Origin of the sequence: Nocardioides perillae (assembly GCF_013409425.1) — a bacterium.
Taxonomy (GTDB): Bacteria; Actinomycetota; Actinomycetes; order Propionibacteriales; family Nocardioidaceae; genus Nocardioides; species Nocardioides perillae.
The window spans coordinates 633,972-657,291 of the sequence record NZ_JACCAC010000001.1 but is presented as its reverse complement, the minus strand read 5'-3'; the positions used below and the strand labels follow the sequence as shown (position 1 = coordinate 657,291).

At 76.4% G+C, this 23,320-nt stretch carries 24 protein-coding genes; 11 read left to right on the top strand and 13 right to left on the bottom strand.

From position 1 onward, the window contains the following. Positions 1–47: 47 nt before the first annotated feature. From BJ989_RS03100 to serS, 4 genes are read right to left on the bottom strand one after another with little or no spacing between them, the layout of a single operon-like run. Positions 48–911, bottom strand: a complete 864-nt coding sequence (locus tag BJ989_RS03100) for an HAD family hydrolase (RefSeq protein WP_343049050.1) — start codon at positions 909–911, stop codon at positions 48–50. Then, a complete protein-coding gene (locus BJ989_RS03095; RefSeq protein ID WP_343049048.1) occupies positions 908–1,423 on the bottom strand; it encodes a GNAT family N-acetyltransferase in 516 nt (171 codons plus the stop codon). The genes BJ989_RS03100 and BJ989_RS03095 overlap by 4 nt, the downstream gene beginning before the upstream one ends. Continuing rightward, the gene (locus BJ989_RS03090; protein WP_179516955.1) at positions 1,420–2,313 is read right to left on the bottom strand and encodes an HAD hydrolase family protein; all 894 of its coding nucleotides are present in this window, start codon (positions 2,311–2,313) and stop codon (positions 1,420–1,422) included. The genes BJ989_RS03095 and BJ989_RS03090 overlap by 4 nt, the downstream gene beginning before the upstream one ends. Then, a complete protein-coding gene (gene serS, locus BJ989_RS03085) occupies positions 2,306–3,607 on the bottom strand; it encodes a serine--tRNA ligase (protein WP_179516954.1) in 1,302 nt (433 codons plus the stop codon). The genes BJ989_RS03090 and serS overlap by 8 nt, the downstream gene beginning before the upstream one ends. A 136-nt stretch (positions 3,608–3,743) precedes the next feature. Here serS and BJ989_RS03080 point away from each other — a divergent pair, with 136 nt between their 5' ends. The 3 genes from BJ989_RS03080 to BJ989_RS03070 all read left to right on the top strand — a co-directional run bounded on the left by BJ989_RS03080 (position 3,744) and on the right by BJ989_RS03070 (position 7,801). Beyond that, the gene (locus BJ989_RS03080; protein ID WP_343049047.1) at positions 3,744–5,330 is read left to right on the top strand and encodes a bifunctional phosphatase PAP2/diacylglycerol kinase family protein; all 1,587 of its coding nucleotides are present in this window, start codon (positions 3,744–3,746) and stop codon (positions 5,328–5,330) included. A 150-nt stretch (positions 5,331–5,480) separates the two neighbouring features. Continuing rightward, positions 5,481–6,113 carry a TetR family transcriptional regulator gene (locus tag BJ989_RS03075; protein WP_179516953.1) on the top strand — a complete coding sequence of 211 codons (633 nt, stop codon included), beginning with the start codon at positions 5,481–5,483 and terminating at the stop codon, positions 6,111–6,113. Further along, positions 6,110–7,801 (top strand): acyl-CoA dehydrogenase family protein, encoded by a 1,692-nt coding sequence (locus BJ989_RS03070; RefSeq protein ID WP_179516952.1) that lies wholly within the window; start codon positions 6,110–6,112, stop codon positions 7,799–7,801. The genes BJ989_RS03075 and BJ989_RS03070 overlap by 4 nt, the downstream gene beginning before the upstream one ends. A gap of 96 nt (positions 7,802–7,897) precedes the next feature. Here the strand turns inward: BJ989_RS03070 and BJ989_RS03065 are convergent, their stop codons facing one another. The 3 genes from BJ989_RS03065 to BJ989_RS03055 are packed head-to-tail and all read right to left on the bottom strand — an operon-like array spanning position 7,898 to position 9,972. Next, positions 7,898–8,137, bottom strand: a complete 240-nt coding sequence (locus BJ989_RS03065; protein ID WP_179516951.1) for a hypothetical protein — start codon at positions 8,135–8,137, stop codon at positions 7,898–7,900. Further along, entirely contained in the window at positions 8,138–9,433 is a 1,296-nt protein-coding gene (locus tag BJ989_RS03060) for a hypothetical protein (RefSeq protein ID WP_179516950.1), read from the bottom strand. After that, positions 9,430–9,972, bottom strand: a complete 543-nt coding sequence (locus BJ989_RS03055; RefSeq protein WP_218848694.1) for an RNA polymerase sigma factor — start codon at positions 9,970–9,972, stop codon at positions 9,430–9,432. The genes BJ989_RS03060 and BJ989_RS03055 overlap by 4 nt, the downstream gene beginning before the upstream one ends. Positions 9,973–10,099: 127 nt before the next feature. Here BJ989_RS03055 and BJ989_RS03050 point away from each other — a divergent pair, with 127 nt between their 5' ends. Continuing rightward, positions 10,100–10,978 carry a prephenate dehydratase gene (locus BJ989_RS03050; RefSeq protein ID WP_343049046.1) on the top strand — a complete coding sequence of 293 codons (879 nt, stop codon included), beginning with the start codon at positions 10,100–10,102 and terminating at the stop codon, positions 10,976–10,978. A 277-nt stretch (positions 10,979–11,255) separates the two neighbouring features. Here BJ989_RS03050 and BJ989_RS03045 read toward each other — a convergent pair whose 3' ends face one another. Then, positions 11,256–11,669 (bottom strand): DUF4446 family protein, encoded by a 414-nt coding sequence (locus BJ989_RS03045; protein ID WP_179516948.1) that lies wholly within the window; start codon positions 11,667–11,669, stop codon positions 11,256–11,258. A 70-nt stretch (positions 11,670–11,739) separates the two neighbouring features. Here BJ989_RS03045 and larB point away from each other — a divergent pair, with 70 nt between their 5' ends. The 6 genes from larB to BJ989_RS03015 all read left to right on the top strand — a co-directional run bounded on the left by larB (position 11,740) and on the right by BJ989_RS03015 (position 17,418). Continuing rightward, complete coding sequence (gene larB / locus BJ989_RS03040; RefSeq protein WP_179516947.1) at positions 11,740–12,480, top strand: nickel pincer cofactor biosynthesis protein LarB; 741 nt, start codon at positions 11,740–11,742, stop codon at positions 12,478–12,480. After that, positions 12,477–13,673: a nickel pincer cofactor biosynthesis protein LarC gene (gene larC, locus BJ989_RS03035; protein ID WP_179516946.1), complete on the top strand. Its 1,197-nt coding sequence runs from the start codon at positions 12,477–12,479 to the stop codon at positions 13,671–13,673. Before larB ends, larC begins: the two co-directional genes overlap by 4 nt. Positions 13,674–13,858: 185 nt before the next feature. Next, on the top strand, positions 13,859–14,482 hold the full coding sequence (locus tag BJ989_RS03030; protein ID WP_179516945.1) for a TMEM165/GDT1 family protein: 624 nt from the start codon (positions 13,859–13,861) through the stop codon (positions 14,480–14,482). Between the two features lie 35 nt (positions 14,483–14,517). Next, the gene (locus BJ989_RS03025) at positions 14,518–15,741 is read left to right on the top strand and encodes an arginine deiminase (protein WP_179516944.1); all 1,224 of its coding nucleotides are present in this window, start codon (positions 14,518–14,520) and stop codon (positions 15,739–15,741) included. 166 nt (positions 15,742–15,907) lie between these two features. Next, positions 15,908–16,318 (top strand): cyclic nucleotide-binding domain-containing protein, encoded by a 411-nt coding sequence (locus BJ989_RS03020; protein ID WP_179516943.1) that lies wholly within the window; start codon positions 15,908–15,910, stop codon positions 16,316–16,318. 110 nt (positions 16,319–16,428) lie between these two features. Then, a complete protein-coding gene (locus BJ989_RS03015; RefSeq protein WP_343049044.1) occupies positions 16,429–17,418 on the top strand; it encodes an adenylate/guanylate cyclase domain-containing protein in 990 nt (329 codons plus the stop codon). A gap of 42 nt (positions 17,419–17,460) precedes the next feature. Here the strand turns inward: BJ989_RS03015 and BJ989_RS03010 are convergent, their stop codons facing one another. The 3 genes from BJ989_RS03010 to BJ989_RS03000 all read right to left on the bottom strand — a co-directional run bounded on the left by BJ989_RS03010 (position 17,461) and on the right by BJ989_RS03000 (position 20,449). Then, the gene (locus BJ989_RS03010) at positions 17,461–18,420 is read right to left on the bottom strand and encodes a hypothetical protein (protein ID WP_179516942.1); all 960 of its coding nucleotides are present in this window, start codon (positions 18,418–18,420) and stop codon (positions 17,461–17,463) included. A gap of 228 nt (positions 18,421–18,648) precedes the next feature. Next, positions 18,649–19,629, bottom strand: a complete 981-nt coding sequence (locus BJ989_RS03005) for a DUF5926 family protein (protein WP_179516941.1) — start codon at positions 19,627–19,629, stop codon at positions 18,649–18,651. Between the two features lie 10 nt (positions 19,630–19,639). Then, the gene (locus BJ989_RS03000) at positions 19,640–20,449 is read right to left on the bottom strand and encodes a glycerophosphodiester phosphodiesterase family protein (protein WP_343049043.1); all 810 of its coding nucleotides are present in this window, start codon (positions 20,447–20,449) and stop codon (positions 19,640–19,642) included. Between the two features lie 121 nt (positions 20,450–20,570). Between BJ989_RS03000 and BJ989_RS02995 the strand changes: the two genes are divergently transcribed. Then, entirely contained in the window at positions 20,571–21,590 is a 1,020-nt protein-coding gene (locus BJ989_RS02995) for an SMP-30/gluconolactonase/LRE family protein (protein ID WP_246283386.1), read from the top strand. 79 nt (positions 21,591–21,669) lie between these two features. Here the strand turns inward: BJ989_RS02995 and BJ989_RS02990 are convergent, their stop codons facing one another. Together BJ989_RS02990 and BJ989_RS02985 are read right to left on the bottom strand one after the other, a co-directional pair. Then, positions 21,670–22,890, bottom strand: a complete 1,221-nt coding sequence (locus tag BJ989_RS02990) for an AAA family ATPase (protein ID WP_179516939.1) — start codon at positions 22,888–22,890, stop codon at positions 21,670–21,672. 46 nt (positions 22,891–22,936) lie between these two features. Further along, positions 22,937–23,254, bottom strand: coding sequence for a hypothetical protein (locus tag BJ989_RS02985; RefSeq protein ID WP_179516938.1), 318 nt, complete (start codon positions 23,252–23,254; stop codon positions 22,937–22,939). Between the last annotated feature and the right edge of the window lie 66 nt (positions 23,255–23,320).

Below are 23,320 nucleotides of genomic sequence, written 5' to 3'. Positions count from 1 at the left end.
CTCCTGGGTCGCGCGGGCGGGTCGGGGCACCAGTGTGCCCAACCGGCTCACAGGTCGAACAGCTCGGTCAGCACCTGCGCCACACCGTCGAGGTCGTGGGGCGGCGCCACGTGCAGCGCCGCGGCCTTCACCGACGGGTGCGCGGCGTCCATCGCCCACGAGCGACCGGCCCACTGCAGCATCGCGACGTCGTTGGGCATGTCGCCGAAGGCGGCGACGTCCTCGCGCAGCACCCCGAGCTCGCGGCACAGCTGCTCCAGCGTCGAGGCCTTGGTGACGCCGAGCGCCGACATCTCCACCAGGGCGCCGGTCGAGGACCACGTCGTGGTCACGAGCGACCCGACGGCCTCCTCGACGCGCCGCCAGAAGTCCTCCGGCTCGAGCTCCTCGTGCCGCGCGAGCACCTTGACCACGCCGTCGTCGGCGATCTCCGCCAGCGGTCCGACCGGCACGTCGTCACCGGGGGGCAGCCGCGGCATGAAGTCCCCCTCGCGGGCGAAGCCGTCCAGCCGCTCCAGGGCGAAGGTCGTGCCGGGCACGGCCGCGCGCAGCACCCGGCCGACCTCGACGGCCACCTCGGGCGACACGCGCCGGGACGAGCGGACGGCGCCGCGCGCCACGTCGTACACGAGGGCGCCGTTGCTGCAGATCGCCAGGCCGTGGCCGCCGACGGCGTCCCACAGCGACGCCATCCACCGGACGGGGCGGCCGGTGACGAAGACGACCGGTACGTCGCGCCGGTCGAGCTCCTCGAGCACCTCGCGCGTGCGGGTGCTCACCCGTCCCTCGGCGTCGAGCAGGGTGCCGTCGAGGTCCGTCGCGACCAGCCGCGGCGGGCCCGGGCGGGCCCCGAGGCCGGTCTCGGGGCCCGTCTCGGGGCCCGTCCCGGGGCCGGTCACGGGGCCGGTCACGGGGCGGCCACGGGGAGCGGACGCACCATGACGAGGCGGCCGTCCTCGTCGGCGCCGCGCAGACCCGTCAGCCCGGCCTTCGCGAGCACCCGCAGGCTGGCCTGGTGCGTGGGCTCGACCGAGGCGCGCACCCGCACCCCCGCGGCGTCGGTGAGGGCGAGCAGGCCGCGCAGCGCCTCGGTGGCGAAGCCGTAGCCGCGGGCCTCCGCCACCAGGCCGACGCCCACCTCGGCCTCCAGCACGCCGTCGGCGGCCGGCTCGGGAGAGCCGAAGAAGCCGATCGAGCCCAGGGCGGTCACGCCGCGCACGACGTGGCGCGGGCCCCAGGTGTCGCCGTCGCGCCACAGCGCCGCCGCGTCGCGGTCGTCGGGGCGGGGGTAGTCGGGGTGGTAGCCCTGCCGCCGCCCGCCGGCGCGGATCGCGGCGACGTCGTCGGCGGTCCACAGCGGCATCCGGAGCCGGTCGGTCACCGCCACCGGCGGCAGGCTCGGCGGCGGGACCGGCGAGGTCACGCCGAGGCCTCCTCGGCGGCGGCCGGGAAGTAGCGGGACATCTCGACCGCGGCGCCGTCCTCGTCGACGGTGAGCGTGGTGGCGTCGGCGGCCTCGTGCACCTCGGGCACCGCCTGACCCATCGCCACGCCCCGACCGGCCCACCGCAGCATCTCGAGGTCGTTGCGGCCGTCGCCGATGGCGAGCACGTCGGCGGCCTCGACGCCGAGCGCCTGGCAGACGTGCTCGAGCCCCGAGGCCTTCGAGACCCCGACGGGGGCGAGGTCCATCCAGGCGGTCCAGCCGACGACGTAGTCGGTGCCGTGCAGCCCGAGCCGGGCGGCCAGGGCCACGAAGTCGTCGGCGGTGGCCTCCGGGTCGCGCACGATGACGCGGCTGACGGGCTCGCCGAGCAGCTCCTCCAGGCTGGTCTCGCGCATCTCGCCGGAGAGCTCGCCGTCGGGGAAGGGCTTGTTGACCCGGTAGCCGACACCGCGGTCCTCGACCGCAACCATCGCGTCGGGGTGGTGCCGCAGCACCTCCGCGACCGCGGCGCTGGCGTCGAAGGTCTCCTCGAGCACCACCTCGACCGGCGGGTAGCGGAAGACCACCGCGCCGTTGGAGGCCACCACCCACACCCGCTCGTCCTCCCCGCCGGGGGTGTCGGCATCGCCGCGCGCGGGCTGACCGCGCAGGTCGAGCAGGTCGGCGATGCGGGTCATCCCGTGGGGCGAGCGGCCCGAGGCGAGCACGATGTGGGCGCCGGCGTCGAGCACCCGGCGTACGGCGTCGTGGACGGCCGGCGAGACCTCCTCGCGGGTCTGGCCCGAGCCCTCGACCCAGCGCAGCAGGGTGCCGTCGATGTCGAGGGCGACCAGGCGCGGCACCCAGCCGGGGCGGGGCTCAGCCACCGGGGCGCTCCACGGGCTCCAGGACCTCGCGACCCAGCCACTTCTGCAGTGCCTGGGGCACGCGCACCGAGCCGTCGGCCTGCTGGTGGGTCTCGAGGATCGCCACGATGGTGCGCGTCATCGCGCACAGCGTGCCGTTGAGCGTCGCGACCGGGCGCACCTCGCTGCCGCCGCCCTCGCCGGCCGCGAACCGGGCGCGGGTGTCGAGGCGGCGGGTCTGGAAGTCGGTGCAGTTGGAGGTGGAGGTGAGCTCGCGGTACTTGCCCTGGGTGGGGATCCACGCCTCGCAGTCGAACTTGCGCTGCGCGGAGAGGCCGAGGTCGCCGGCGGCGACGTCGATCACCTGGTAGGCCAGCTCCAGCTTGTCCAGGAACGCCTTCTCCCAGGCCAGCAGCCGCTGGTGCTCGGCCTCGGCGTCCTCGAGCGTGGTGTAGACGAACATCTCCACCTTGTCGAACCAGTGGACCCGGATGATGCCCTTGGTGTCCTTGCCGTGGGAGCCGGCCTCCTTGCGGAAGCACGGGCTGAACGCGGCGTAGCGCAGCGGCAGCGCGGCGCCGTCGAGGATCTCGTCGGAGTGGTAGGCCGCCATCGGCACCTCGGAGGTGCCGACGAGGTACATGTCCTGGCCCTCGATGCGGTAGACGTCGTCGGCGGCCTGGCCGAGGAAGCCGGTGCCCTCCATCGCGCGCGGCTTGACCAGCGAGGGCGCGATCACCTGCGTGAAGCCGGCCTCGCGGGCCTGCTCCATCGCGAGGTTGACCAGCGCGAGCTCGAGCTCGGCGCCGACGCCGGTGAGGAAGTAGAAGCGCGAGCCGGAGACCTTGGCGCCGCGGTCGAGGTCGATGGCGCCGAGCAGGCGGCCGAGCTCGACGTGGTCGCGCGGCTCGAAGCCCTCCGCCGCGAAGTCGCGCGGCGTGCCGACGGTCTCGAGCACCACGAAGTCGTCCTCGCCGCCGGCCGGCGTCTCGTCGGCGGCCACGTTGGGGATCGACGACAGCGCGGCCTGCCAGGCGGCCTCCGCCTCGCCCTGGCGCGCCTCCGCGGCCTTGACCTCGGCCGCCAGCGCCTTGGTGCGGGCCAGGATCGAGGCCTTCTCGTCGCCCTGCGCCTTCGCGACCTGCTTGCCGAGCTGCTTCTGCTCGCCGCGCTTGGCCTCGAAGTCGACGATCGCGGCCCGGCGGGCGGCGTCGGCCGCGAGGGCCTGGTCGACCACGTCGGTGGGCAGGCCGCGCTTGGCCTGGCCGGCGCGCACGCGGTCGGGGTCGTCGCGCAGGAGTCGCGGGTCGATCACCTCGAGGCCCCCGCGTCGAGGGGAGCGCAGCGGTGCTCGTCGTGGGGTGAGGTCACGGGGAGAGGCTAACGGGGGCGGCGAGGCCCACGCCCCCGAGATGGGGTCCGGGGCGCGGCGCGGTGGCATGCTGCCCTGCGTGCTGGACTCCCCCCTCGACCGCCCGCGCGCCGCCCGGCTCGCCGCAGCGGTCGCGTGCCTCGCACTCCTCGCGCTGCTCGCCCTGGCCGTCGACACCGCCTGGGGTCCGCTCGCGCGCCTCGACGACCGGGGCCAGCCGGCGCAGTCCTGGGCCACCGGGGTCGACTGGCTGCGCGACGTGCTGCGCGTGGTCGAGGTCGCCCTGGGCACCGTCGGGATGACGGTGGCCACGGTCGTGCTCGCGGGCCTGCTGGCGCTGCGCGGCCAGCGCCGCGCCGCGGCGTTCACCGTCGCCGTCATGGTCGTGACCGCGCTCGCCACGGCGGGGCTCAAGAGCGGGATCGGCCGGGTGCGTCCGGACTGGCAGGACGCCTCGGCGTACCTCGAGAGCGGGGCGTTCCCCTCGGGGCACGCCTCGTCGGTCACGGCCTTCGTCGGCGTCTGCGTCGTGCTCGTGGGGGTCTTCGCGCGGCGGGCCGCGGCGCGCCGCTTCGTCGGCGTGGTCGGTCTCGCGCTGGTGGTGCTGGTCTGCCTCGACCGGGTGCTGCTGGGGCGGCACTACCCCACCGACGTGGTCGCCGGGGTGCTGCTCGGCGTGGGCGTCGTGCTGCTCGCGACGGTGGTCGTCTCGCCGGAGCCGCGGGGGCACGCGGTGGCCGCCGAGCCGCTGCCGGAGGTCTACGCCTCGGAGAAGAAGCTCGCGGTCGTGCTCAACCCGATCAAGGTCGAGGACCCGGGCGCCTTCCGCGCCCTGGTCGAGGCGATGGCCGGCGACGCCGGCTGGACCGTGCACGCCTGGCACACCACCACCGTCGAGGACCCCGGCACCGGCATGGCGGAGGCCGCCGCGGTCGCCGGCGCCGACCTCGTGCTGGTCTGCGGCGGGGACGGCACCGTGCGCGAGGTCTGCGCCGAGCTCGCCGGCACCGGCATCCCCGTCGGCATCGTGCCGGCCGGCACGGGCAACCTGCTGGCGCGCAACCTGGCGATCCCGCTCTACATCCGCTCGGCCATCGACGTGGCCCTGCACGGCCAGGACCGCGCCATCGACCTGGTCGAGGTCAGCGGCGACGGCATCGAGGACACCCACTTCATGGTCATGGCCGGCATGGGCTTCGACGCCGCGATCATGGAGGGCGTCAACGAGGACATCAAGAAGAAGGTCGGCTGGCTCGCCTACGTGATCTCCGGCTTCCGGTCGCTGATGTTCCCCGCGATGAAGGTCGAGGTCTCCGTCGACGGCGGCCCCTTCTCGCGGCACCGCGCCCGGACGGTCGTGGTCGGCAACGTCGGCTACCTGCAGGCCGGCATGCCGCTGCTGCCCGACGCCGCCATCGACGACGGCCAGCTCGACGTCGTGATGCTGCACCCGCAGCGCTTCGTCTCGTGGATCCCGCTCGCGATGCGGGTGCTCGCCAAGGCCACGCGCACCGACGAGCTGATCAACCGCATGACCGGCGCCGAGGTGGTCGTCCGCGCCTCCGCCGACGTCCCCCGCCAGCTCGACGGCGACTCCGTCGGACCCGGCCGCGAGCTGCGCATGCGCTGCGTCCACGGCCGGTTGCTGGTGCGCGTGCCGCGCTGAGCCGGGCTGTCGGAGTCACCGGTCGACCGGTGACTCCCTCACTTGTGCCCCGAGTTCTTGGGCCACAAGTGCAGGAGTCCCCGGTCAGCCGGGGACTCATGCCGAGGTGGATACTTGCCGCCAAGCTGTGAACGGCGGTTCAATGCTTGCGTGCCCTACCGCCGCAGCACCGCCGTGCAGGAGCGGCTCGACGCCACCCGCAGCACGCTCGTGCAGGCGGCGAGCGAGCTCGTCGCCGAGCACGGGTACGCCGGGTGCTCGGTCGCCGCGGTCGCCGAGCGGGCCGGCGTCGCGACGGGCAGCGTCTACCGCCACCACGCCGGCAAGGGCGCGCTCTTCGCCGAGGTCTTCCGCGTCGCGACCGCGCGCGAGGTCGCGGCCGTCGCGGCGGCGCTGGCCGGCAGCGGGCCCGTGAGCGAGCGGGCGGCAGCGGGGGTGCAGACCTTCGCCACCCGCGCGCTGCGGGCCCCCCGCATGGCGTGGGCGCTGCTCGCCGAGCCGGTCGACCCGCTGGTCGAGGCCGAGCGGCTCGCCTTCCGCCGCGCCTACCGCGACCTCTTCGCCGCGCTCGTGGCCGAGGGGGTCGCCTCCGGGGAGCTGCCGGCCCAGGACCCGGAGGTCACCGCCGCCGCGGTCGTCGGCGCGATCGCCGAGGCGCTCGTCGTACCCCTCCACGAGGGGCGGGTCGCGCCCGGCACCGACCCGGCCCGCAGCACCGTCACCGCCCTCACCCGCGTCGTCGTCCGCGCCCTCGGCGCCCGCCACCCCCTGGAGCAGCCATGACCCGTCCCCCGCGCCCCGTCCACGGCGCCGCCCCGCTCGCCGACCTCGGCACCCACACGGTCGCCAACCAGGCGCCGCCGCTCGTCGGCCACGACACCGCGCAGGACCCCGCGCTGCTCGAGGGCCTGCACCGCGAGGGCGCCGGCTGGGCGGAGGACGACCTGCACGCGCTCGGCCGGCTGGCGGGCTCCGCCGAGGCGCAGGAGTGGGGCCGCCTCGCCGAGCGGCACCCCCCGGTGCTGCGCACCCACGACCGCTACGGCCACCGCGTCGACGAGGTGGACTACCAGCCCGCCTACCACCAGCTGATGGCCACCGCCGTCGCGCACGGGCTCCACGGCGCGCCCTGGGCCGACGACCGCCCGGGCGCCCACGTCGCGCGTGCCGCCGGCTTCCTGGCCTGGAACGTCGACGCGGGCCACGGCTGCCCCGTCTCCATGACGTACGCCGTCGTCCCCGCCCTGCGCGCGGACCCCGAGCTCGCCGGCCGCTTCGAGCCGCTGCTCACCAACCGCACCTACGACCCCGGCCTGCGCGCGCCCGGCACCAAGCAGGGGCTGATCGCGGGCATGTCGATGACCGAGAAGCAGGGCGGCTCCGACGTCCGTGCCAACACCACGACCGCCGCGCCGCAGCTCGACGGCTCCTACCGGCTCGTGGGCCACAAGTGGTTCACCAGCGCGCCGATGTCGGACCTCTTCCTCACCCTGGCCCAGGCACCCGGCGGCCTCTCGTGCTTCCTCGTGCCGCGCGTGCTCGACGACGGCACCCGCAACCCGGTGCGCTTCGTGCGCCTGAAGGACAAGCTGGGCAACCGCTCCAACGCCTCCTCCGAGGTGGAGTACGACGGTGCCCTCGGCTGGCTCGTCGGCGAGGAGGGGCGCGGCGTGCGCACCATCGTCGAGATGGTCAACATGACCCGCCTCGACTGCGTGCTCGGCACCGCGGCCGGCATGCGCTCCGGCACCGTCCAGGCCGTCCACCACGCCCGCCACCGCGCCGCCTTCGGCCGCGCGCTGGTCGACCAGCCGCTGATGCAGAACGTGCTGGCCGACCTCGTCGTCGAGTCGGAGGCCGCGACCACCGTCGCGCTGCGCCTCGCCGGCGCCAACGACCGCGCGGTCCGCGGCGACGAGGGCGAGGCGGCCTTCCGTCGGCTCGCGCTCGCGGTCACGAAGTACGCCGTGTGCAAGCGCGGGCCGATCCACGCCGCGGAGGCGCTGGAGTGCCTCGGCGGCAACGGCTACGTCGAGGACTCCGACCTGCCGCGGATCTACCGCGAGCTGCCGCTGCTCTCGATCTGGGAGGGCTCCGGCAACGTCGCGGCGCTCGACGCGCTGCGGGCGATGGGCCGCGAGCCGCAGTCGGTCGAGGCGTTCTTCGGCGAGGTCGAGCTGGCCGCCGGCGCCGACCACCGCCTCGACGACGCGCTCGCGCTGCTCAAGAAGGAGCTGTCGCACCCCGACGACCTCGAGGTGCGCGCCCGTCGGGTGGTCGAGCTGATGGCGCTCGTGCTCCAGGGCTCGCTGCTCGTGCGACACGCCCCGCAGCCGGTGGCCGACGCCTTCTGCGCCACCCGGCTGGGCCGCGACTGGGGCGGCGCGCTCGGCACGCTGCCGCCGGGGCTCGACCTCCGCTCGGTGGTCGCCCGCGCCGAGGTCGACGTACCGGCCCCTGCCGCCATGTGACGCGGTGTCCGCGTCGCCTCCCCAGGGCTCGAGCCCTGGGGAAGCACCCGGGACACCGCGTTGCATGCGAGCCGCCGGGGTGCCGGGCGGCGGGGCTCAGCAGCGGGTGGCGAAGCTGGGCGCGGAGCCGTCGGCGGGGAAGCGGAAGCAGGCGATCGGAGTCGGCAGCAGCGCCGGGCCGTCGTCGAGGCTCCAGGTCACGACGTCCGCGACCTCGGGGTCGCCGCCCGGGGTGACGACCCGGGTCGAGAGCAGCCCCCGCTCGGAGATGTGGGTGCTCACCCGCGCGCCGTCACCCTCCACGGCATCGCCGAAGGGCACGTCCTCGGCGAGCACCTACACCTCGACCAGGGCACCGTCGCGGACCTGCCACACGCTCCAGTCGGTCTCGCCATCCGCCCCGCGCACCACGAGGAAGCCGGGTCCGGCCTCGGCCGCGACCGTGCCCGCAACCAGGGTCGCCGGCAGGCCGGCCGGGAGCGTCGCGGCGTACGCCGTGCCGTCGAGCTCGACCTCGAGCCGCGGCGCCTCCTCCGGTCGGGCGAGGCCCGCCGTGCCGGCACCGGCCACCGAGGTGAAGCGGAAGGCCTCCCCCGGCCCGAGCCGGCGCGTGACGTCGGGGTAGAAGTCCGGGACGACGTCGGAGGGGTTGTCGCCCTCGCCGACCGGCGGGTCGAGGTCCAGCGGGCGGTCGGAGCCCGGCCGGCAGTCGCCGAAGCCGTAGCCGTAGTCGTCGCGGCAGACGTCGTCGCGCGGCGTCGGCACCAGCACCGGGCGCTCGCCCGGCGCCGTCGGCGCCCGGAGGTCCCAGGTCCATGCCTGGCTGCGGCGGTAGCGCACCTCGTCCGTCGCCGGCTCCCGCGTGCGGGCAGTCACCAGGCGGGCGTCGTCGAGCACCCCGAAGTGCACCCGGCGCCGGTCGGCGTCGAGGCCCAGCGCGAACGGCGCCCCGGTGTCCCCGGCGTCGACGTCGGCCTCGACGAGACGACCTCCGACGAGGTCGACGGCGGCGAGCCCGTACTGGTCGGCACCCTCCGGCTCGAAGAGCACCAGCACCTCGCTGCCCGGCTCGTCGTCGAGGCGCAGGTCGAGCCCTCCGGGGCCGTAGGCGCCCTCGAGCTGGGCGCCCGAGCCGGCCCGGCGCAGCACCGTCCACCGGACCTCGTCGGGATCGCTCGAGAGCAGCGCCTCGAGCCGCACCGGGCCGGCCGGTCCCTCCGGCGCCGGGGCGCGCAGCCACAGCGTGTCGGGCGCGCCGTCGCCATCGAGGTCGGTGCTGACCCGGTTGCCGGGCAGGTCGGCCCCGGGGCCGGTGCGGCCGGTGCCGCCGACCCAGCCGTCGGGCGCGGGCACGTCGGCCGGCGCCGGCCGCCGCTCGCCCGGACCGTCGGCGAGCCACACCGGCACGGCCAGGACGGCGACGGCGGCGGCCGCCACGGCGGCGTACGTCGCACGGCGCCGCCACGCGCCGGGCCCGGGCTCGCCGGCGTCGCCGGGGTCGCCGGGGTCGAGCCGGGCAGGCCCGGGCAGCGCGGGGTCGGGGAGCGGGGAGGGCGTGAGGTGCTCGGGGCCGACCAGCTCGGCCCGGGCCTCCAGCGCGGCGGCCAGCCGCTGCTCGACTGCGGTGCTCATCGTGCCCCCTCCTGCGTGGCGCCGAGCGCCACCTCGAGCTGCGCGAGCGCGCGGCTCGCGGTCGACTTCACGGCGCCTCGGCTGATCCCGAGCGCCTCGGCGATCTCCTGCTCCGACAGTCCGGACCAGTAGCGCAGGACCACCACCTCGCGCCGCCGCTGCGGCAGGGTCGCGAGGGCGGCCAGCACCGCGCGGTGCTCCTCCCCCAGCACGGCGAGGTCGTCGGGCCCGTCGGGCGCGACCGGCTGCGGCGGGGTGTAGCCGCGGGCGGTGCGGCGGCGCCGCAGCGCGGAGCGGGCACCGTTGACCACCGAGGTGCGGAGGTAGGCGAGCGCCGCCTGCTCGTCGCGCACCCGCGGCGCGCGCGCCACGAACGCGGCGAACGCGTCCTGCACGACGTCCTCCGCCGCCGCGGTCTCGTCGACCAGCAGCACCGCCAGCCTGACCAGTGCGAGCCGGTGCGCGGCGTACACGTGGCGCGCGAGCTCACCCGCCCGCCCCCGGTCCGGCGCCTCCGGCGCCTCGACCACTCCGGTCATCGTCGTCCCCCTGCCTGCCGCGCCCGACCCGTCGCGGGCGCCTCTCACCCCTCCAGACGCCTCATGATGCGACCGGTTGCCCGAGGGCGCCACCCGGCCGCGGCGCGGCGTCGGCATGATGGGGCCGGTGACGACGCCCTCCCCGCCCTCGGCTCCCTCCGCGCGCTCCGCGCCCGGCCGCATCGCCTACCAGGGCGAGCCCGGCGCCAACAGCCACATCGTGTGCCGCGACGCCTACCCCGACTGGGAGGCGGTGCCGTGCGCGTCGTTCGAGGACGTCTTCGCCGCGGTGCAGGGCGGCGACGCCGACCTGGCGATGATCCCCATCGACAACTCGATCGCGGGGCGGGTCGCCGACATCCACCACTTCCTGCCGACCTCGGGCCTGCACATCGTGGGCGAGCGGTTCCTGCGCATCCGCTTCCACCTCATGGCCGTGCCGGGCGCGAGCGTGTCGACGATCCGCACCGTGCACAGCCACGTGCACGCGCTGGGCCAGTGCCGCCAGGTGATCCGCGAGCTGGGCCTGACGCCGCTGGTCTCGGGCGACACCGCGGGCGCGGCGCGCGAGGTGCGCGACGCCGGCGACGTCACGCAGGCGGCCATCGCCCCGCCGCTCGCCGCGGAGATCTACGGCCTCGAGGTGCTGCGCGAGGACGTGGAGGACGAGGACCACAACACGACCCGGTTCGTCGTCCTCTCCCCCGAGCCCGACGTCGCCCCGCGCGGCGCGGGGCCGGTCGTCACGACCTTCGTCTTCGACGTGCGCAACATCCCCGCCGCGCTCTACAAGGCGTTGGGCGGCTTCGCCACCAACGGCGTGAACATGACCAAGCTCGAGAGCTACATGGTCGACGGCGCCTTCACCGCCACCCAGTTCCTCGCCGAGGTCGACGGCCACCCCGACGACCCGCCGCTGGCCCGCGCGCTCGAGGAGCTGCGCTTCTTCACCCACGAGGTGACCGTCCTCGGCACCTACCCCGCCGACCCCTGGCGCAGCCGCTGACGGTGGGGCGCGCCGTACGCCGTGGGGGCGCGGCCGGCGTCCCGTCGGGCGCAATTGTGCCGAGGAGGACGGTTACCGGCTGGTAGCACCGCTCCGTTCCGCACAATTGCGCTCGTCCGGACGACCGACTGGCGACCGCCCCGCCGTCCCAGGGGGCAATTGCTGGGTTGTCGCCCGGTTACCGACCGGTAGGTGGGCGACAGGTCAGCAATTGCCGGGTGAGGGCGGGCCGGGCGAGTGAGGGCGGGCCGGGGCGGGCCGGGGCGGGGGTACGCCGTCAGGGCCGGGCGTGCGCGATCGCCTCGGCCTCCTCGGGCGAGAGCTGCTGCTCGGACGCCCAGGCGCTGACCGACTTGGCGTAGGTGCGCGCCTCGGAGCGCCCGTGGATGGAGGTGAGCACGACACCGTGGCCGTGGTCGTCGAGCAGGGCGAGCGACCACGACAGGTGGCCGCCCATGTCGCCGAAGGCGTCGTAGCGCACCACCGACAGGTGCCGCAGGGCGTCGCCGACCTCCTGGCGCAGGGCGGCGACCTCCTGCCGCAGACCGTGGACGTCCTGCGGCACCGCGTCGACGCCGGCCTCCCCCGCGGGACGGCGCCGGCCCCGGGCGGACAGCGCCACCACGAGGGCGGCGACGGCCACCGCGAGCGTGAGCACGAGCAGGACGACGACGACGGACTGGGCGGACATGCCGGGCAGCCTAGGAGCCGCCGCACCCGGTGACGGCGTGCCTCGCCGTCGGGTAAAGTAGCGTCGCCGCGTGAGCGCGCAGGACCCCGCACCCAGTACGACCGACCCCCGCACCGCCGACCTCGGCTTCGCCCGCGTCGACCTCGACCGGGCCGCGCGCACGGGTGACCCCGAGGTCGTCTACGGGGCGGGCAAGACCCCGGAGCAGGTCGCCGAGATCCTCGCGACGCTGCACGCCCGCCACCCCGACCGGGCCGTCCTCGCCACCCGGCTGACCGACGCGGGCCTCGACGCCGCGGCCGGCGTCGGCGCGACGCTCGACCCGGTCGCCCGGTGCGCGACGCTCGGTCCGCTGCCCGAGCCTCGCGGCGAGGTGCTGGTCGTCGCCGCCGGCACCTCCGACGCCCCGGTCGCCGCCGAGGCCGCGCTGTCGGCCCGCGTGCACGGGGCCGGCGTGCGGGTCGTCACCGACGTCGGCGTGGCCGGCCTGCACCGCCTGCTCGCGGTGCGCGACGAGCTGGAGCGCGCCGACTGCCTGGTCGTCGTCGCCGGCATGGAGGGCGCGCTGCCGTCCGTGGTCGGCGGGCTGACGGGCGTGCCGCTCGTCGCCGTGCCGACCAGCGTGGGCTACGGCGCCTCGCTGGGCGGCGTCACCGCCCTGCTCGCGATGCTCAGCTCCTGCGCCCCCGGGGTCGCGGTGGTCAACGTCGACAACGGCTACGGGGCGGGCGTCCACGCGGCGCGGGTGGCCCGGCGCGCGGCCCCGCGCGACGACGTACGCCCGACCGCCGCGGCCGAGGACCGTCCGTGACCGTCTGGGTCGACGCCTCCTCCGGCGCCAGCGGCGACATGCTGCTCGGCGCGCTGGTGGGGGCCGGGGTCCCGGTCGACGTGCTGCAGGCGGCCGTCGACGCCGTCGCGCCCGAGCCCGTCACCCTGCGGGTCGAGCGGGTGCGCCGCGGCGGCTTCGCCGCGACCCGCTGCCACGTCGAGGTCGCCGACTCGACCACCCACCGCACGTGGCGCGACGTGCGCGCCCTCCTCACCGCCGCCCCGCTCGAGACCCCGGTGGCGGAGCGTGCCGTGGCCGCCTTCGAGCGGTTGGCCGTCGCCGAGGCGGCGGTGCACGGCTGCGGGGTCGACGAGGTGCACTTCCACGAGGTCGGCGCGCTCGACGCCGTCGCCGATGTCGTCGGGGTCGCCGCCGGCTTCGCCCACCTCGCCGCGCACGGCCACGGCGAGGTCGTCGTCTCGCCGGTGGCGGTCGGGTCCGGCACCGTGCGCGCCGCCCACGGCGAGCTCGCGGCCCCCCCGCCCGCCGTCGTCGAGCTGCTGCGCGGCGTGCCCTCCTGGGGCGGCCCGGCGTCGGCCCCCGCCACCGAGCTGTGCACCCCGACGGGCGCCGCCCTCCTCACCGCGCTCGCGACCGCGTGGGGCGCCCAGCCGGCCATGACCGTCGCCGAGGTCGGCGTCGGTGCCGGCGGGCGCGACCCCGAGGGCCACGCCAACGTGCTGCGCCTGCTCGTCGGGCCGGCCGTGGCGGCGGCACCCGGTGGCGCGGCCGCACCGCCGCTGCTCGTCGAGACCAACGTCGACGACCTGGACCCCCGCGTCTGGCCGTCGGTCATCGCCGCCCTGCTCGCCGCCGGCGCCTCCGACGCCTGGCTGACCCCGATCCTGATGAAGAAGGGCCGCCCCGCTCACACCCTCAGCGTGCTCGTCTCCGCCGCCGCGGCTCCGGCCGTGCGCGCCACCGTCTTCCGCGAGACCTCCGCGATCGGGCTGCGCGAGGTGCCGCTGGGCAAGCACGCGCTCGAGCGGGAGTTCGCCACCGTCGACGTCGACGGGCACCCGGTCGCCGTCAAGCTCGCGCGCCACGACGGCGTGCTGGTCAACGCCCAGCCCGAGTACGACCACGTCGCCCGCGCCGCCGAGGCCCTCGGCCTGCCCGTCAAGGTCGTGCTGGCCCGCGCCGTCGCCGCCGCACGCGACCTGCTGCCCTGAGCCCCGGCGCCCGCCCCGCCCCGTTGCGTCATGCGCTCGCGACGCAGCTGCGCCCACACCGCATGACGCAGCCGACGGCGACCACGGGTGTACGCCCGCCCCCGCCCCGCTGCGTCATGCGCTCGCGACGCAGCTGCGCCCACACCGCGTGACGCACCCGACGGCGACCACGGGAGGATGACGCCGTGGACCTCGCCGTCGTCGCCCTGGCCTTCGCCACGATCTTCGTGGTCGAGCTGCCCGACAAGACCTTCATCGCCACGCTCGTGCTGTCGACGAAGTTCCGCCCGCTCTACGTGTGGCTCGGCGTCGGCCTCGCCTTCGCGGTGCAGACCGGCATCGCGGTGGCGCTCGGCGGGGTGGCCGGCCTGCTGCCCGACGCCCTCGTGCGCGGTGTCGCGCTCGCGCTGTTCCTGCTCGGTGCCGTCCTGCTGCTGCGCGAGGCCCGCGCCCACGGCCGCACCGGGACCGACGACGACGCCGACGACCCCGGTGACGAGGGTGCCGAGTACGCCGCGCGCGCCGGCGACGCGACCGGCGTGCGGGCGATCGGGGCCAGCTTCCTCGTGCTCTTCGCGGCCGAGTGGGGCGACCTGTCGCAGCTGCTGACGCTGAGCCTGGTCGCCCGCACCGAGGAGCCGGCCGCCGTCTTCGCCGGCGCGTGGGGCGCGCTGCTGGCCGTGTCGGGCCTCGCGGTCGTCGTCGGCCGCACGCTGCTGCGGTGGGTGCCGATCGCGGTGCTGCACTACGTCGGTGCGGCGGTGTGCCTGGTGCTCGCCGCGGTCACGGCGTACGAGCTCCTGGGCTGAGCCGCGCGTCCCCCGGCGGAGTAGGGTCCACGCCCATGACCGCCACCCACGGCGCCGACAGCGAGGTCGGCCGGCTCCGCACCGTGATGCTCCACCGCCCCGGGCCGGAGCTGAAGCGCCTGACGCCGCGCAACAACGACAAGCTGCTATTCGACGGCATCCCGTGGGTCAGCCGGGCGCAGGAGGAGCACGACGCCTTCGCAGAGGCGCTGCGGGCCCGGGACGTGGAGGTGCTCTACCTCACCGAGCTGCTCACCGAGACCCTCGCCAGCGAGTCGGCCCGCCGCCACGCGATCACCACCGCGCTCAACGGCCTGCACCTCGGCGACACGCTGCGCACCTACCTCGGCACCGCCCTCGCCGAGGCCAGCCCGGAGGAGCTGTGCGGCTACCTCACCGCGGGCATCCGCAACGACGAGGTGCGCGGCGGCCACGGCCTCGTCACCAGCCTGCTCGCCCACGACGACTTCCTCGTCGACCCGCTGCCCAACCTGCTCTTCACCCGCGACTCCAGCGTGTGGGTGCGCGACCGCGTCGCCGTCACCAGCCTCGCGATGCCCGCGCGCGCCCGCGAGACCCAGCTGACCGAGCTGATCTACACCGAGCACCCGCGCTTCGTCGGCACCCGCCGCCTCCACGGCTGGCAGCACGAGCACGTCGAGGGCGGCGACGTGCTGCTGCTCGCCCCCGGCGTCATCGCGGTCGGCGTCGGCGAGCGCACCACGCCGGCGGGCGTCGAGCGCTTCGCCCGCCAGGTCTTTCACGCCGGCCTGGCGCGCACCGTTCTGGCCGTGCCGATCGCGCAGGAGCGCGCGACGATGCACCTCGACACCGTGTGCACGATGGTCGACGTCGACAAGATCGTGATGTACCCCAACATCGTCGACTCCCTCACCGCGCACGCGATCACCGCCGCCGAGCAGGGCGACGACGAGCACACCCTGCGCCTCGACGTGGCCCCGGCGGAGCCGTTCCTCGTCGCGGCCGCCAAGGCCATGGGCATCGACACGCTGCACCAGATCGACACCGGCCTGGACCCCGTCACCGCCGAGCGCGAGCAGTGGGACGACGGCAACAACACCCTCGCCCTCGCCCCGCGCGTCGCCGTCGCCTACGAGCGCAACGACGAGACCAACGACCGCCTCGAGGACGCCGGCATCGAGGTCGTGCGCATCGCCGGCTCCGAGCTCGGCTCCGGCCGCGGCGGGCCGCGCTGCATGAGCTGCCCGATCGCGCGCGACCCGCTCCCCACCGACTGACCGCGCGACCCGCCGTACGCCGCCCGGCCGGGGTGCGTGGCCCGACTCACTGCACGCGTGTGCACCGGTCGCTGGACACGCACCCGCGCCGACCGGGAGGATCGGCCCCGGGGAGACGAGCCGGCGCGGGTGGCCCGCGGCGGCCGACCACGAGAGAGGTGGCACCGTGTCCGTGTTCGAGGGCTTCACCGCCGAGGAGACCGCGAAGGTCAAGGCGGCCGGCACCAAGGTCCGCATCCCCGAGGGCTGGTCGCCGATCTGGGAGTCGACCCCCGCCGACAAGGCCTACATCGTGCTCTCCGGCGAGGTCTCCGTGCGCCACCAGGGCCGCGAGATCGCCCGCCTCGGCGAGGGCGAGATCATCGGCGAGGCCGCCATCCTCAACCACTCGCTGCGCACCGCCTCGATCGTCGCGGCGACCCCGCTCGAGCTGCTGCACTTCACCTCCGACAAGCTCGAGCAGCTCGTCGCCGAGGTCCCCGCCTTCAAGAAGGCGCTCGAGGACACCGCTGCCACCCGGGCCGCCGCCGCCGCGCAGGCCGGGCAGGCCGAGCAGTCGGACGAGGGCTCCGCCTGAGCGAGGAGACCGGCCCGCCGGACGCCCCGGCCGAGGCACCACCTGCCGGAGCCCCGCCAGCGGAGGCGCCGCCCGCCGAGACGCCGCCGGCCGAGGACCTGCTGCCCCTGGTGGAGCAGCAGCTGCTCGGCCAGGTGCCGCACCTGACCCGGCTCGAGGTCTCCGAGCGGAGCGGGGTCCCGCTGACGGTGGCCGCGGAGCTGTGGCGCCTCCTCGGCTTCCCGCAGCTGGCCGACGACGAGGTCGCCTTCACCGACGGCGACGTCGAGGCGCTGCGCACCTCCAGCGCGCTCTACGAGGCCGGCGTCATCGGCCCCGAGTCGCAGGCCGCGCTCGTGCGCACCTGGGGCCGCAGCTTCGCCCGGCTCGCCGAGTGGCAGGTCGACCTCCTCACCCAGGTCGTGGTGGAGGCGGCCGACAGCGGCGCCGACCCGGTCGAGCGCCTCACCGCCGTCGCCTCCGACGTGCTCCCGCGCCTCGAGGCGCTGCAGGCCTACACCTGGCGCCGCCACCTCGCGGCCGCGGCCGGCCGCGTGCTGAGCGACGGCCGCGCGGGCGCCACCGACGTCGCGCTGCCCACGGCCGTGGGCTTCGTCGACATCGTCGGCTACACCACGCGCAGCAAGGAGCTCGACGAGGCCGAGCTGGTCGCCTGGCTGGAGGCCTTCGAGGACCGCGCCAGCGGCGTCGTGCTCGAGCACGGCGGCCGGATCATCAAGACCATCGGCGACGAGGTCCTCTACGTCGCCGACTCGGCCGCCGACGCGGCCGCCGCCGCGTGGGAGCTCACCCGCATCGGCGCCGACGAGGACGACCCCTTCCCGGCGGTGCGCGCCGGCGTCGCCTACGGCGAGGTCGTCGCCCGCCTCGGCGACGTCTACGGCCCGACCGTCAACGTCGCGGCCCGCCTCACCTCCCACGCGCGACCCGGCAGCGTCATCGTCGACCGGGGCGCTCACGACGTGCTCTGCCCCGACCACGCCCCGCCCGGTCCCGACGGCGAGCCGCCCGGGCCGTGGCGGCTCAAGCGGCTCTCGCGCACCTCGGTCAAGGGGTACGCGCGCCTGGAGTCCTGGGTGCTCCGCGAGCCGCGCGGCTGACGGGTCCCGGCTCCGACCGGCGCAGCCGGGTGCCGGCCGGCGTCAGCCGCGGGCGGGCGAGGCGGCGCCGAGCAGCTCGACGAGCTCGTCGAAGCCGGGCAGCCCGAGGTCGCCGAGGTCCGGCAGCGGCGGCAGCCCGCCGGGGCCGGGCAGCACCCCGACCGCGTAGTCGCAGAGCTCCTGCGGCAGGCCTGCGTCGCAGAGCGGCTGCAGCGGGCTGGCGCCCTCGGCGTCGGGCACGTCCGGCAGCCCGGCCGTGGCGTCGCACAGCGGTTGCAGCTCCGGCGCCGCGTCGCAGAGCGCCTGCAGCGGGCTCGGCGCGCCGGGCTCCGGCGCCGGCAGCCTCGAGGCCGCGTCGCAGACCTCCTGGAGCAGCCCGGCGTCGCACAGCGGCTGCAGCGGGCCGGTCGGCGCGGCCGTGCCGCTCGGGGTCGGCGTGGGCGTGACCGTGGAGGTGGCGGTGGGCGTGCCGGTCGGGGAAGCACTGGCGGTGGGGGAGGCCGTGGCGGTGGGGGAGGCCGTGGCGGTGGCGGTCCCGCTCGGCGCCGGAGTCGCGCTCGCGGTCGGCTCGGCGGTCGCGGTGGCCGTCCCGGTCGGCTCGGCGGCCTGCTCCCGGCACGCGCGCAGCGCCTCGACGCCCCGCGCCAGGTTGGCCTGCGACACCGCCCGGTTGCGCTGCGCGACCTCGCGGCGCTCGCGCGCCTGGGCGAGCGCCTGGCGTGCCTTGCGCTCGGCCTTCGGGCCCTTCGCGCGCTGCACCGCCTGGCGACGCTGCTGCACCTGGCGCTCGGCGGCGCGCAGCTGGCGCTGGCGCGTGGCGGTGAAGCCGCGGAGCTGCTCGACGCGCGCCTCCTCGGCCTCGCAGTCGGCGACCTCGGCGCGCTCCGACGCGCTCGAGGACGGCGCCGCGGACTGGGCGAGCGTGACCCCGGTGGTGACGCCGACGACCAGGGTGACGGTCGCGGCGCAGGAGACGAGGGCGGTGACGACCTGGCGCTTCACCCGGCCACCGTAGGAGCCCCCGACCGCGCCCGCAGCAGATCGCCGGAACCGGGCGCCGGGGACGGGCGCGGCGGCGGTGAAGGGCCCGGCCGTCGTCGACGGGGGAAACGACGACGACCGGGCCGCGGCACACAGTAGCCACCCCCGGCCCCCGCCACAACGGTGACGCAGGAGGCGGCCGCCGGGAGCGGCGTACGGCGCGGAGCCGGTCTAGCGGGCGGAGCCGGTCTAGCGGATCGTCACCTGGCGGTTCTGCAGGCCGGCGCGCGCGGAGCGCTCCGCCGCCGTGAGCGGCTCAGTCGCGGCGAGCGCCTCGGCGAGCGCCTCGCCGAAGTCGGAGGCGGGGTCCTCGACGGCCTCGGCGCCCGTGCCGACCGGCAGGTCCCACACCGGGGTCAGCAACCCGTGGGCGCGGAACATGCCGACGAAGCGGCTCCCCTCGACCAGCGTGTCGCGCCCCGCGGCGTGGAGCCGGGCGAGGGCGTCGAGCAGCTCGTCCTCGGGATGCGGCATCACCCAGCGCAGGTGCTCCTTGGTGCCGACGTGGGTCCACCAGCCCGACGGCACGGAGGCCAGCTTGGCGGTCGGGTGGACCGAGGCGTCGGCCTGCTCGAGCGCGGCGGCCGCCTCCGGGCCGGCGTCCTCGACGTCGTCGAGCCAGTAGCCGAAGCCCTCGTGCACGGTCACGTCGAGCGGGCCCGGCGCGACGAGGTCCTGCAGGCGCGGCCCCGGCCCCGGGTCGGTGGCCAGGCCCACGGTCTCGCCCGGCTCGGCCGCGAGCGCGGCGAGCAGGACCGCGGCGAGCTCGCGGGACGGGTCGCCGTAGGCGTGCTGGACCTGCAGCCCGAGCCACACCGTGCCGTCGGGGCGCACCATCGCCGGCGCGGCGCCCGGGAGCAGGGTGGCGAGGCGCACGGAGCGGTCGGCGTGCTCGCCGACCAGCGGGAGCGGGGCGGTCGCCGCGGGCACGAGCTCGCGCAGGGCGACGAGGTCGCACTCGGAGTCGAGGCCGGCGAAGGGCCGGGCGACGTAGGCCGTGCCGCCGCCGGGCGCGCCGTGGCAGGCCTTGTAGCGCTTGCCGGAGCCGCAGGGGCACGGCTGCCGCGGGCCGACCGCGCCCTCGGTGCCGGAGGCGCCTCCCGCGCCGCCGGTGGTGCTCGCAGAGGTGCCGGTCGCCGCGCGTGCGCGGTCGCGTTGACGCTTGCCCATGCGGCGCAGGCTAGCCGTCGAGCAGGGAGCGGACGTAGGCCGGGCGGTCGGTGATGACGGCCCGCACCCCCATCTCCTGGCACAACCGCAGGTCGGCCTGGGTGTTGACGGTCCACACGTGGACCTCGCGACCGCGCAGGTGGCGCCGCAGGCCGGGGTGCTCGCGCAGCTCCGCGATGCCCGGCCCGACCACCCAGTCCCGCCCCACCACCCGGCGCAGCATCGGCCAGTGGTGGGCCTTGTCGACCAGCTGCACCACGCGCAGCTCGGGCGCGAGGCGCTGGGTGCGCTGCAGCGCGGTGTAGCTGAAGCTCATCACCCGCGCCGGGCTGTCGGCGCGGTCCCACCCGAAGTCGCGCAGCAGCTCGACGAGCCGCTTCTCGACCAACCCGCCGTAGCGCGTGGGGTGCTTGGTCTCGATCGCGACCTCGACCCGCCGGTCGAGGTCGGCGACGGTCTCCAGCAGCATCCGCAGCGTCAGCACCTTGCCGTGCTCGGCCACCCGCTCGGGTGCCTCGTCGTCGAGGTCGGCCCACGGGTGCTTCCAGGAGGCGACGTCGAGGTCGGCCAGCTCGGCGAGCTCCATCGTCGAGACCGCGGCCGGCGAGCCGGCGACCCGGCGCATCGTGCGGTCGTGCACGCACACCAGGTGGCCGTCGGCGGTCAGGCGCACGTCGCACTCGAGCGCCTCGGCGCCCTCGTCGATCGCGGCGAGGTAGGCGCCCAGCGTGTGCTCGGCGACGGCGTGGCTCGCACCGCGGTGCGCCACCACCTGCGGTCGCACGGCCGCGGGCGCGCTGGCCGCCGGCTGCTCGCTCACGCCACCCATTGTCACCACCTCACCCCTGCGGGTTGGTCCGGTTGGGCAATCTGGAACGGTCCCAGTCTCGGCGCCGGGGCCTCACCCCGGCGCGGACACCCTCCCCGACACCTGGAGTCCGATGTCCCCCGTCACCTCCCCCTCCAGCTCCCCCTCCAGCTCCCCCGCCACGGCACGCGCGGCCCGCACCACCCGGCGGGCGCGCCTCGCGGTCTCCGTCACCTCCGTCGCCGCCGTGGGCGCGCTGCTCGGCGCCGCCGGAGTCGCGGCGCCCGGCGCCTCCGCCGCACCGGCCGAGCGCTTCCCGGACCGCATCGAGCTGCCCGACGGCTTCCAGCCCGAGGGCATCACCGTGGGGCGCGGTGCGACCGCGTTCTTCGGCTCCCGCGCCGACGGCGACGTCTACCGCGTCGACCTGCGCACCGGCGAGGGCCGCACCATCAGCCAGGGGCCGGGCACCCCGTCGGTCGGCCTCAAGGTCGACCAGCGCTGCCGGGTCTTCGTCGCGGGCGGGCCCGCGGGCGACGCCCGGGTGGTCGACGGCCGCACCGGCGAGCTCCTCGCCAGCTACCGCCTCGCGCCGGCCGGCAGCCCGACCTTCGTCAACGACGTCGTGCTCACCGAGGACACCGTCTGGCTCACCGACTCGCAGTCGCCGGTGCTCTACGCCCTGCCGCTGGGTCCGGGCGGCGCCCTGCCGGCCGAGCCCGTGCGCGTGCCGCTCGGCGGTGAGTGGCAGCAGGGCACCGGCTTCGGCGCGAACGGCCTCACCGAGACCCCCGACGGCTCCGCGCTGCTCGTGGTGAACTCCGGCACCGGCCTGCTCTACCGCGTCGACCCCGTCACCGGCGAGGCGACCCAGGTCGACCTCGGCGGCGCCCGGCTGACCAACGGCGACGGCCTGCTGCTCGAGGGCACGACGCTGTACGCCGTGCTCAACCGCCAGGAGCAGGTCGCGGTGGTGGAGCTCAGCGCCGACGGCACCTCGGGCGAGGTCGTGCGCACGCTCACCGACGACGACTTCGACGTGCCGACCACCGTCGCGCGCTTCGGCGGCTCGCTCTACCTGCCCAACGCGCGGTTCAGCACCCCGCCGACCCCCACCACGGAGTACTGGGTCACCCGCATCGACCGCCGCTGACCCGCCCGCCGCGAGGGACGGCAGCGTCTCGACGCGCCGCAGCGCGTCGTGGCGGTGCCGACCCCCTGGTCGGGCCCGGTCAGGCCTGCTGGCGGAGGTACTGCCCGAAGTGGGGGACGGTGAAGGCGATGCGGCCGCGCTCGCCGGAGTAGACGAGCCCCTTCTTGATCAGCGAGTCGCGGGCCGGCGAGAGCGACTGCGGCTTCTTGCCGAGCACCGCGGCGACGTCGGCGGTCGACACCGAGCCGACGGGGTCGACCTCGCCCGCCCCGGCGCCGCCGTCCGGCACCAGGGTCGCGGCGTCGGCCATGGCGCGGAGGTAGTCGCGCTCGGCCGGCGTCGCCCGCTCGAAGCGGCTGCCGAAGAAGCCGACCGCGAGCTCGGCCTCCGCCTCGGGCGCGGCGACCGCGACGTCCTCGGCGGTGATCGGGCTGCGCGGCGCGCGGTCCCACACGGCCTTGCCGTAGGCCTGCACGAAGTAGGGGTAGCCGCCGGTCAGGGCGTGCATCGCGGCCAGCGCCTCCGGGGTGTACGCCGCGTCCTCGTCGGCCGCGGGGGCGCTCAGCGCGCGGTCGGCGGCGTCGCGCGAGAGCCGGTCGACGCGGTGGTAGGCGAAGAGCCGCTCGGAGTAGCTCTTGCTCGCCGACAGCACCGCGGGCAGGTGCGGGAGCCCGGCGCCCACGACGATGACCGGCAGGCCGGCCTGGCCCACCTCGTGGCAGGCGGCGCAGAGCGCGGACACGTCGTCGGGCCCGAGGTCCTGCATCTCGTCGAGGAAGACCGCGATGCCCTTGCCCAGGTCGGCGGCCAGACCGCCGAGGTCGGTGAAGAGCTCGACCAGGTCGATCTCGACGTCGCCGGAGTCGGCGCGGCCGCGCACGGCCGGCACGTCGATGCCGGGCGACCACTGCTCGCGCAGCTTGGCACCCGCGCCCGCCTCGCGCTGGGCGAAGGAGCGCACCACACCGAGGACGTGGTCGACCTGGTCGGCCTGGCCGTGCCCGAGCTCGCGCACCGCCTGGTGCACCGCCGAGGCCAGGGGGCGGCGCAGGCCCTGGTCGGGTCGCGCCTCGAGCTTGCCGGTGCCCCACTGCCGCCGGACCGCGGCCGAGCGCAGGGCGTTGAGGAGCACCGTCTTGCCCACGCCGCGCAGCCCGGTGAGGACGAGGGAGCGCTCGGGACGCCCCTTGGCCACGCGCTGCAGCACGACGTCGAAGGCGGCGAGCTGCTCGTCGCGGCCGGCGAGCTCGGGCGGCCGCTGGCCGGCGCCGGGGGCGTAGGGGTTGCGCACGGGGTCCACGATCGGACCGTATACGGCTCTCTAGCGTCGTCGGCAGAGGCGCCGATCAACCCGCAGCGGCGTGTCCGGCGTCGCTTGCCGGACCCCCGGTGGTCGCGTCGGTGCGCACCGGGCCCGAGCGGCGCTCGAGCGCGTCGAGGCCCCCAGCCAGCAGCGCGACCAGCCCCGGCACCTCGGCCGGGGTCAGCCGGAACGACCCCGCGCAGACGTTGTCGCGCCACAGCGAGAGCACCACGAGGGGGTCGGCCCGGCCGGACTCGTCGGTGCGGTCGAGGTGCCACGTCGCGCGCAGCGCACGTCCGCCACCGCGCGGGTCCAGGAGGACCGCGCCGTGGGTCGGGTCGGGCAGCGCGTGCGTCGGCACCACGCCATCATGCGCCCGCGGCGCCGGTCGTGACCACCCCTCCGCACGGCGTACCCGCCGCTAGGC

Coding starts and splice junctions, on each gene's coding strand:
- BJ989_RS03055 (WP_218848694.1), bottom strand. CDS start 9,972: ATGACCGGAGTGGTCGAGGCGCCGGAGGCGCCGGACCGGGGGCGGGCG.
- BJ989_RS03025 (WP_179516944.1), top strand. CDS start 14,518: ATGACCGCCACCCACGGCGCCGACAGCGAGGTCGGCCGGCTCCGCACC.
- BJ989_RS03060 (WP_179516950.1), bottom strand. CDS start 9,433: ATGAGCACCGCAGTCGAGCAGCGGCTGGCCGCCGCGCTGGAGGCCCGG.
- BJ989_RS03005 (WP_179516941.1), bottom strand. CDS start 19,629: ATGGGCAAGCGTCAACGCGACCGCGCACGCGCGGCGACCGGCACCTCT.
- BJ989_RS02995 (WP_246283386.1), top strand. CDS start 20,571: ATGTCCCCCGTCACCTCCCCCTCCAGCTCCCCCTCCAGCTCCCCCGCC.
- BJ989_RS03045 (WP_179516948.1), bottom strand. CDS start 11,669: ATGTCCGCCCAGTCCGTCGTCGTCGTCCTGCTCGTGCTCACGCTCGCG.
- BJ989_RS03070 (WP_179516952.1), top strand. CDS start 6,110: ATGACCCGTCCCCCGCGCCCCGTCCACGGCGCCGCCCCGCTCGCCGAC.